Here is a 6,250-nt window from a genome sequence, read left to right on the forward strand (position 1 = left end):
TAACGGATCGGATTCCATGTCGTTCCCGTCCGGTCATTCGATGGAGGCCTTCGCTCTCGCCGCCGTACTCTCGAAGGAATACCATGACAAACCCCTGGTTGTGTGGGGTTCCTACGGATTTGCAGCCGCCATTGGGCTCGCTCGCGTTGGTGCTCTGGAGCACTTTCCGACCGATGTCGTGGCCGGTGCCGTAATTGGTGAATTGATCGGCCGTTACGTCGTCAACCATCACGCTCATCTAGCCGACGACGCGCAGTAACAGACTGGCACACCCAGGTGAAGCGGCCTCCCCGCCTGACTCAGGCGGGGAGTGCCCCCCCACGATCGGTCGACGGATTCAACGTTTTCAATCGGGTGAACTACACCAGTTATGTCGGGAACCTCAGTTCGCCGTTCTTCGGACGCGCGGTGAGCGCGCAACCACCGCGCCGATTGCAATTCTCGGCGCGGCTTGCGTTCTGAAATTACTGCTTGATGACGATAAACCAGCCGGCCACGATCGGGCCTTGCGGTCCGCGCCCGCGTCCTCGTCCCTCAGCAGGAGCTGCGCCGGCCGGCGGCGCCGGAGCCGTGCCGCGTTCGGGCTGGAAGAGATACACATTGTGCGATTTCGGATCGACTGTGATCGTCTTTGCGCCCGCGAACGTAGCGACAGTATCGACGACCGTGTACTTGTCGGCCGAGTCCTGATGCACGACGGTGACGTTGCCTTCGCCGCCATTCGGAATGTAGATCAGTTTCTTCCCCGGATCCCATCCCAACGCGTCCACGCGCGTGCCGTTCTTGATGGTTGCGACGATCTTGCCGGTGCTCGCATCGACGACGACCGAAGTGTTGCTGCAGCCTGAGAAGATGCGGTTCGTCGCTTTGTCGTACGCGATGCCCGTCGGGCCTTTGCAGGGAGCGAGCGGCCAGGATGCCGTTGCCTTCCACGTTTTGGTATCGATCACCTGGATCGTGCTCTTGCCCTCGTTGTTGACGTAGATATGGCCCTTCCCGTCGGCTGCGGCGCCTTCAGGCGCATTGTCTTCGAGCTCGGCCTTGCCGGCGATATCACCGGTTTTCGGATCGAGCGCCACGAGCGTGCCGATCGGCCGGCTGTGGTTCGTCAGGATGATCTTGTCGTCCGGCTGGTCGTACATGATGCCGTCGAGTCCGCCTGTGTCCACCTTGATCTGTTTGATCACGGCGAACGTTTTCAAATCGAACATCGTGACCGTCGAATCGCCGCCGTCGGTCGTGAAGCCGTGGCCGGACTTCGGCGCGATTCCCGCGCCGTGCACACCCGGCGTGTTCGGGATGTCACCGAGCACCTTGCCCGTCGGACCATCGATAACCATCATGTGCGTGGCTCGTGAAACGAACACATGGCCCGTCCCCGGCTCAGCGGCAATGTAGTCTGTGCCGCCGTCTCCTTTGATATCGAACTTTTCAACCTTGAACGTCTGAGCCAATGCGATACAGGTCACCAGAAACATCGCCGCGCATACCAGAATCACCAAGCGTCTTGTCATATCGGCCTCCCTGGGACCGGAATTGTATCGCAGGCCGACAGTGCAGAGACAAGAGAGCAGTTAAGGATGACTCACATAAACAATAATTAATTTCGTTTTAACAATGACAAGTGCAGATCACAGTAGGCTGTAGCGAACGACATTCCCGCTTGAGGAGGCTCCATGAAAAGTTTGTCCAGAGTTGCACTTGGTTGACGGTAGGAAACTCGCGCATCCCGAATGAAGGATCTGGTGTTCCGGTTTGTGGTATTGCGGCGGGAATTTTCTTAGCAAGAAGGGAGTATTCATGCGTCGTATCGTTATCGTGATTTTGTTGTGTTCGGTTGTGCCCCTTCTGGCTCAGTCGCCGGGCTATCATATTGTGCAGACTTATGCTCTCGGCGGCGACGGAGCGTGGGACTACGTCGTTCCGGAGCCCGCGCAGCATCGGGTTTTCGTGGCGCGGACAAATCGCGTCATGGTCATCGACGAAAACACCGGGAAGCTGCTTGGCGAAGTCATGGGCATCAACGGGGCACACGGCACGGCGATCGATGAGCCCAGCGGACATGGGTTCGCGACATCGGGGAACGATCAGTCGGTCGTGATGTTCGATGCGAAGACTTTCAAGGAGCTTGCGCGGATTCCTTCGGCGGAGGACACCGATGCCATCATCTTCGATCCGGCTTCGAAGCGCGTCTTTACGTTTAATGGCGACGCGCATTCGTCGACGGTGATCGATCCGGCTGCGGGGAAGCGGATCACGACGATCGACCTCGGTGGAAAGCCGGAATACGGCGCGTCCGCGGGTGATGGGAAGGTCTATGCGAACCTCACCGACATCAGTGAAGTCGTGGAGATCGATGCGAAGGCCGCAACCGTCTCCCGCCGCTGGTCCACGGGAGCATGCAAACAGCCCGTGTCGATGGCCATCGACACGGCGCATCACCGCCTGTTCAGCGGCTGCCGGAGCGGCGTGCTGGCGGTTTCAGACTATCAAGCCGGCAAAACGATCACGACGCTGCCGATCGGAATGGGCGTCGACGGTGCGGGTTACGATCCGAGTACGGGCGATGTCTTCGCAACGAATGCGGACGGTTCCATGACCGTTATCCATCAGGACAACCCGGAAACCTATCGGGTCGTACAGAGCGTTGCCACACCCACGGGTTCGCGAAACATGGGATTGGATCCAACCACGCACAAGATTTACGTGGCGGCGGCCGAATTCGCAGCTCCGGCGGCCCCACCGCTGGGCGCGCCACGCGGCCGCGGAGGCCGGGCGAGCGTAGTGCCAGGCACTTTTAAATTGCTGGTCATTTCACGTTAGGAATCATGAAGGGACCACGATTGATCGTTGACTTGCCTGGCGTGCGAACCACCACAAACGAACTCGGGCAGTTCCGCTTTGATTCCGTTCCGCCAGGGGATTACCTCCTGGATTTCGATAAGCCGGGTTCCGTCTTGGTAACTATCCGGTCGCGATGGCCGTACCTAATGGCTATCGCTACCCGTCCTACTTCAATTTGAATATCGGACTCGAAAAGCGCTTTCCGTTCCGCGGATACCAGTGGGCCGCCCGCGTGGCTGTCGTCAACTTCACGGGCAGCAATGACTGCAATGCCGTCATCAATAATGTCGATGCGCCGAATTTCCTGATGTTCAGTGGAGGTCAAGCCCGGGCATTTACGGCGCGTATTCGCTTTGTGGGACGCAAATGAAAAGAGAAGAGCAATACATGCGGCGCGTGGTGGGATTCACGGTTCTTCTGCTTTTAGTGATGCCGGTTGTTTGCGCCGCCCAGAGCAAGGAAGTCGGTGTTGCCGGAGGTTTTGGACTCTATCATGATGCCACCGTAACGGCTCGCGCAGGTCAGGCCGAAGCCGGTTTCGGACCTCGCCGTTTCGGGGCAAATTATTTATTTTGGCGCCCGGAGCTCAGATCAACGGCTGGCTCCACGATTTCGTTCCCCTGATCGGAATCAGCCGCCGGTTTTGATAGAACTTCAGATCTTCAACTCATATCGACTGCGATATGCTTGTAACGGGTCTTTACCCGCGGTAGCATGCCTTTGGAACTGGATCTGCAGGGTAACCAACAAATGTTTCGGTGTGCGGCACGTTTAGTGGTTTGCGTGATAGCCTTGGGGAGCGGGTACTCTTCATACGGCCAGGGAAGAATTGATCCTACACTGCCTCCGGGTCTGTTTCCGACCACCCGAACGGCGTTTATTTTCCCCGGCGTCAATACTGTTAAGGATCCCGATGCCGTGGTGCCCCCGCTGACATCCGCCCAGAAATTTTCGATGTTCCGGCGGAGAACGCTGGATTACTCCTTTCCGGTTGAGGCTGTGATGTTTGCGACACTCTCGCATTCAACCGGTATTGTTGGTCCCAAATACGGCGAAGGTCCAAGAGGGTTTTCACGGCGGTTCGTTTCCTATACGGGAAGCATGGCCAGCAGCAACTTTTTCGCAGGGGCGCTTCTGCCATCCCTGTTGCACCAGGACCCTCGGTATTTTCGAAAGGGCCGTGGTTCGGTGATGTCACGGATTCTCTATGCGTTCAAATCCGAGGCTGTGACTCGCTCCGACTCCGGAGATCTTACGTTCAATGCGTCAAACGTCTTAGGACTCGGGATGTCCACTGCACTTACCAATGCGTGGTACCCAGGGAGTAATTTGTCCTTCGGCGGCACCATGCATCGATTCGCTCTCAGACTCGCAATCACCGGCACTCTCAATCTTTTCCGCGAGTTTGGTGGTGGGTATAAGCCAGAACCATAGCTACTGCTTACGGTTCCTTTGACATCGTTGCGCCGCCCCGGCAAGAGTACCAGTGCGTTCACATAGCACCGCTTATTCGCCACCGGGCATTAGAGTTACATAAACAACAATTAATTTCGTTTTAACACTGACAAGTGCAGATAACGGTAGGCTTCCTTGCCAGCGAGCGAAAATTTCTTCGCCTAAGGAGGCTCCATGAATCATAACAACCGAGGCCCGATCAACGGCAATATCCCGTCTCCGATCTTCGGACATGCCAATCAGCCTGCGGGCGGTGGAGGCGGCTTTGGTGGATTTCCGAAGGCCGCAAACAACCGCTGGGAGTTTCAGACGCGGTTCACGTTCTAGGCATTCGCGGCGATGCCCATTGCGACTCTTTATATTGAAGAGATCAAGGCGATCATGCGGGGGCGCTTTGCATGGTTGGGGGCCGCGGTCGTCTTGCTGGCGTTAGGAGGACTGGCCACAGCGGCGACCCAGGATACCTGGCTGGACGGCTACGGCATCATGGCGTACGGGCTTGTTCCGCTGGCGTTCCTTCCAATGGCAGCGGCGATGATCGCCGGGCCGCGCGCCAATCGATTTGTTGAACAAGTTTTTACTTCGCCGGTGGAAAGGCGCGACTGGCTGGCTGCGAGACTCCTCGTCCTGGTGTCGGTCGCCGCCTGCTATTACCTGGCGTTGATGCCGATGATGATGGTTTACACGGCTCATGTCGGTGTGCCGCTGCTTCTGCATAGATTCCTGCTCTGGACACCAGGCATTCTCGCCGCGAGTATCTGCGCCGGTGTTCTCATTGGAGTTCTTTTCATCGGCAGGAGCATCGCGGCTCCGGCCGCGACCGGCATGGGAGTACTGCTGGTTTACGCCGCACTGATTCCGCTGCAGGAACTTCTGGTGGCGCAAGGCAACGGCGCTGCCAGGAGCGGGCACATCGCGCTGGCAAGTCCTGCCGTCCTGCTGAAGAACGCGCTGGGGTTCACGCTGGTCGCCGCGAGCATTCCGTCCAGCACGACGGCGACGTGGGGCAGCCTGGTGGTCTTCACGATCGGCACGCTGGCGCTCGCGGCCTGGGTATTTTTGCGCGCCCAGGGCGTCGAAACATGGGAGGCGAGCGCGCGCCAGCGAATGACGATCGCGCTTGCCATCGCTGCGCTCGCCGCATTCCCGGCGCTTTTCGCGGATACGAATTATGACAGTGCGGCGCCCCGTCCGACGAATGCTCCCCCGGCACGGGGGGTATTCTCACGCAATGGTCCGAACCTGGCGCTGGTCCGGCCCGGCGCTCCCATTCCGTTTCGTTGCTGCAGCCCGATCCTGAACCGGGAGGAATGGCAGTACGGCACGGATCAGCAGACAGAACGCGACCTGCTCTTGCTTCTGCCTGTCGAAACAACCGCACACATTTCGAATCTTCATATACACGTCGCCGGAGAGAATGGTCTCGAAGTAACGGCGGAACCCCAGGCGTTGGCGGAGGCCGAGCGGCATCTGGAAACGCATACCTATCTTAATGACTCCGGTCCCGCGGACGCCAGCGGCCACCGCGTCGTCGACGGTTTTGTTGTCCGCATTCCGGTCCGTCTGGATCCCAGGAAACCCTGGGATCTCGGAGGCAACCGGTATCCGCTTGCCGTCACGGCCACGTATGATCTGGCGGAAGACACTCAGCCGTACACATTCAGTTCGCGGGGGGCCATCGACGCCGGAGTGGCGGGCGCGGCTGGGGAAATGGCGCTTGCGGCATCTATTTTGCCGCTCATCTGCCTTGGCGCCGCCTTTAGACGGTGGAGACGGACACGATGAACGACACGGCCGAATTCGCTGTCGAAATGGAAGGGCTCACGCGGCGTTTCGGCTCGTTTACCGCCGTGGACCAGGTCACGCTGAAGATTCCCAAAGGACAGCTTTATGGATTACTCGGGTTGAACGGCGCTGGCAAGACCACAACCATTCGCATGCTGACGACGCT

Annotated in this window: 7 protein-coding genes and 1 pseudogene; 7 read left to right on the forward strand and 1 reads right to left on the reverse strand. The window is 58.5% G+C overall.

From position 1 onward, the window contains the following. On the forward strand, positions 1 to 259 hold a 259-nt coding region (locus VGK48_28535), incomplete at its 5' end, for a phosphatase PAP2 family protein (GenBank protein HEY2385142.1). 17 nt (positions 260 to 276) lie between these two features. Next, positions 277 to 462, forward strand: a complete 186-nt coding sequence (locus VGK48_28540; GenBank protein ID HEY2385143.1) for a hypothetical protein — start codon at positions 277 to 279, stop codon at positions 460 to 462. Positions 463 to 464: 2 nt separating this feature from the next. Here the strand turns inward: VGK48_28540 and VGK48_28545 are convergent, their stop codons facing one another. Next, positions 465 to 1,514, reverse strand: a complete 1,050-nt coding sequence (locus VGK48_28545; GenBank protein ID HEY2385144.1) for a YncE family protein — start codon at positions 1,512 to 1,514, stop codon at positions 465 to 467. 286 nt (positions 1,515 to 1,800) lie between these two features. Here VGK48_28545 and VGK48_28550 point away from each other — a divergent pair, with 286 nt between their 5' ends. The 5 genes and pseudogenes from VGK48_28550 (at position 1,801) to VGK48_28570 (ending at position 6,250) form a co-directional block, all read left to right on the forward strand. Beyond that, on the forward strand, positions 1,801 to 2,823 hold the full coding sequence (locus VGK48_28550) for a YncE family protein (GenBank protein ID HEY2385145.1): 1,023 nt from the start codon (positions 1,801 to 1,803) through the stop codon (positions 2,821 to 2,823). Positions 2,824 to 2,977: 154 nt separating this feature from the next. Then, on the forward strand, positions 2,978 to 3,214 hold the full coding sequence (locus VGK48_28555) for a hypothetical protein (GenBank protein HEY2385146.1): 237 nt from the start codon (positions 2,978 to 2,980) through the stop codon (positions 3,212 to 3,214). A gap of 1,259 nt (positions 3,215 to 4,473) precedes the next feature. Further along, positions 4,474 to 4,626, forward strand: a complete 153-nt coding sequence (locus VGK48_28560) for a hypothetical protein (protein HEY2385147.1) — start codon at positions 4,474 to 4,476, stop codon at positions 4,624 to 4,626. Positions 4,627 to 4,638: 12 nt separating this feature from the next. Continuing rightward, on the forward strand, positions 4,639 to 6,084 hold the full coding sequence (locus VGK48_28565; protein HEY2385148.1) for a hypothetical protein: 1,446 nt from the start codon (positions 4,639 to 4,641) through the stop codon (positions 6,082 to 6,084). Between the two features lie 14 nt (positions 6,085 to 6,098). Continuing rightward, positions 6,099 to 6,250: pseudogene (locus tag VGK48_28570) on the forward strand (ATP-binding cassette domain-containing protein).

The sequence above is a fragment of the Terriglobia bacterium genome, from assembly GCA_036496425.1.
GTDB lineage: Bacteria > Acidobacteriota > Terriglobia > 20CM-2-55-15 > 20CM-2-55-15 > 20CM-2-55-15.

Excerpts from the sequence above, each read along its gene's own strand:
- VGK48_28565 (HEY2385148.1), top strand. The coding sequence starts at position 4,639 with ATGCCCATTGCGACTCTTTATATTGAAGAGATCAAGGCGATCATGCGG.
- VGK48_28550 (HEY2385145.1), top strand. The coding sequence starts at position 1,801 with ATGCGTCGTATCGTTATCGTGATTTTGTTGTGTTCGGTTGTGCCCCTT.
- VGK48_28555 (HEY2385146.1), top strand. The coding sequence starts at position 2,978 with ATGGCCGTACCTAATGGCTATCGCTACCCGTCCTACTTCAATTTGAAT.
- VGK48_28545 (HEY2385144.1), bottom strand. The coding sequence starts at position 1,514 with ATGACAAGACGCTTGGTGATTCTGGTATGCGCGGCGATGTTTCTGGTG.
- VGK48_28560 (HEY2385147.1), top strand. The coding sequence starts at position 4,474 with ATGAATCATAACAACCGAGGCCCGATCAACGGCAATATCCCGTCTCCG.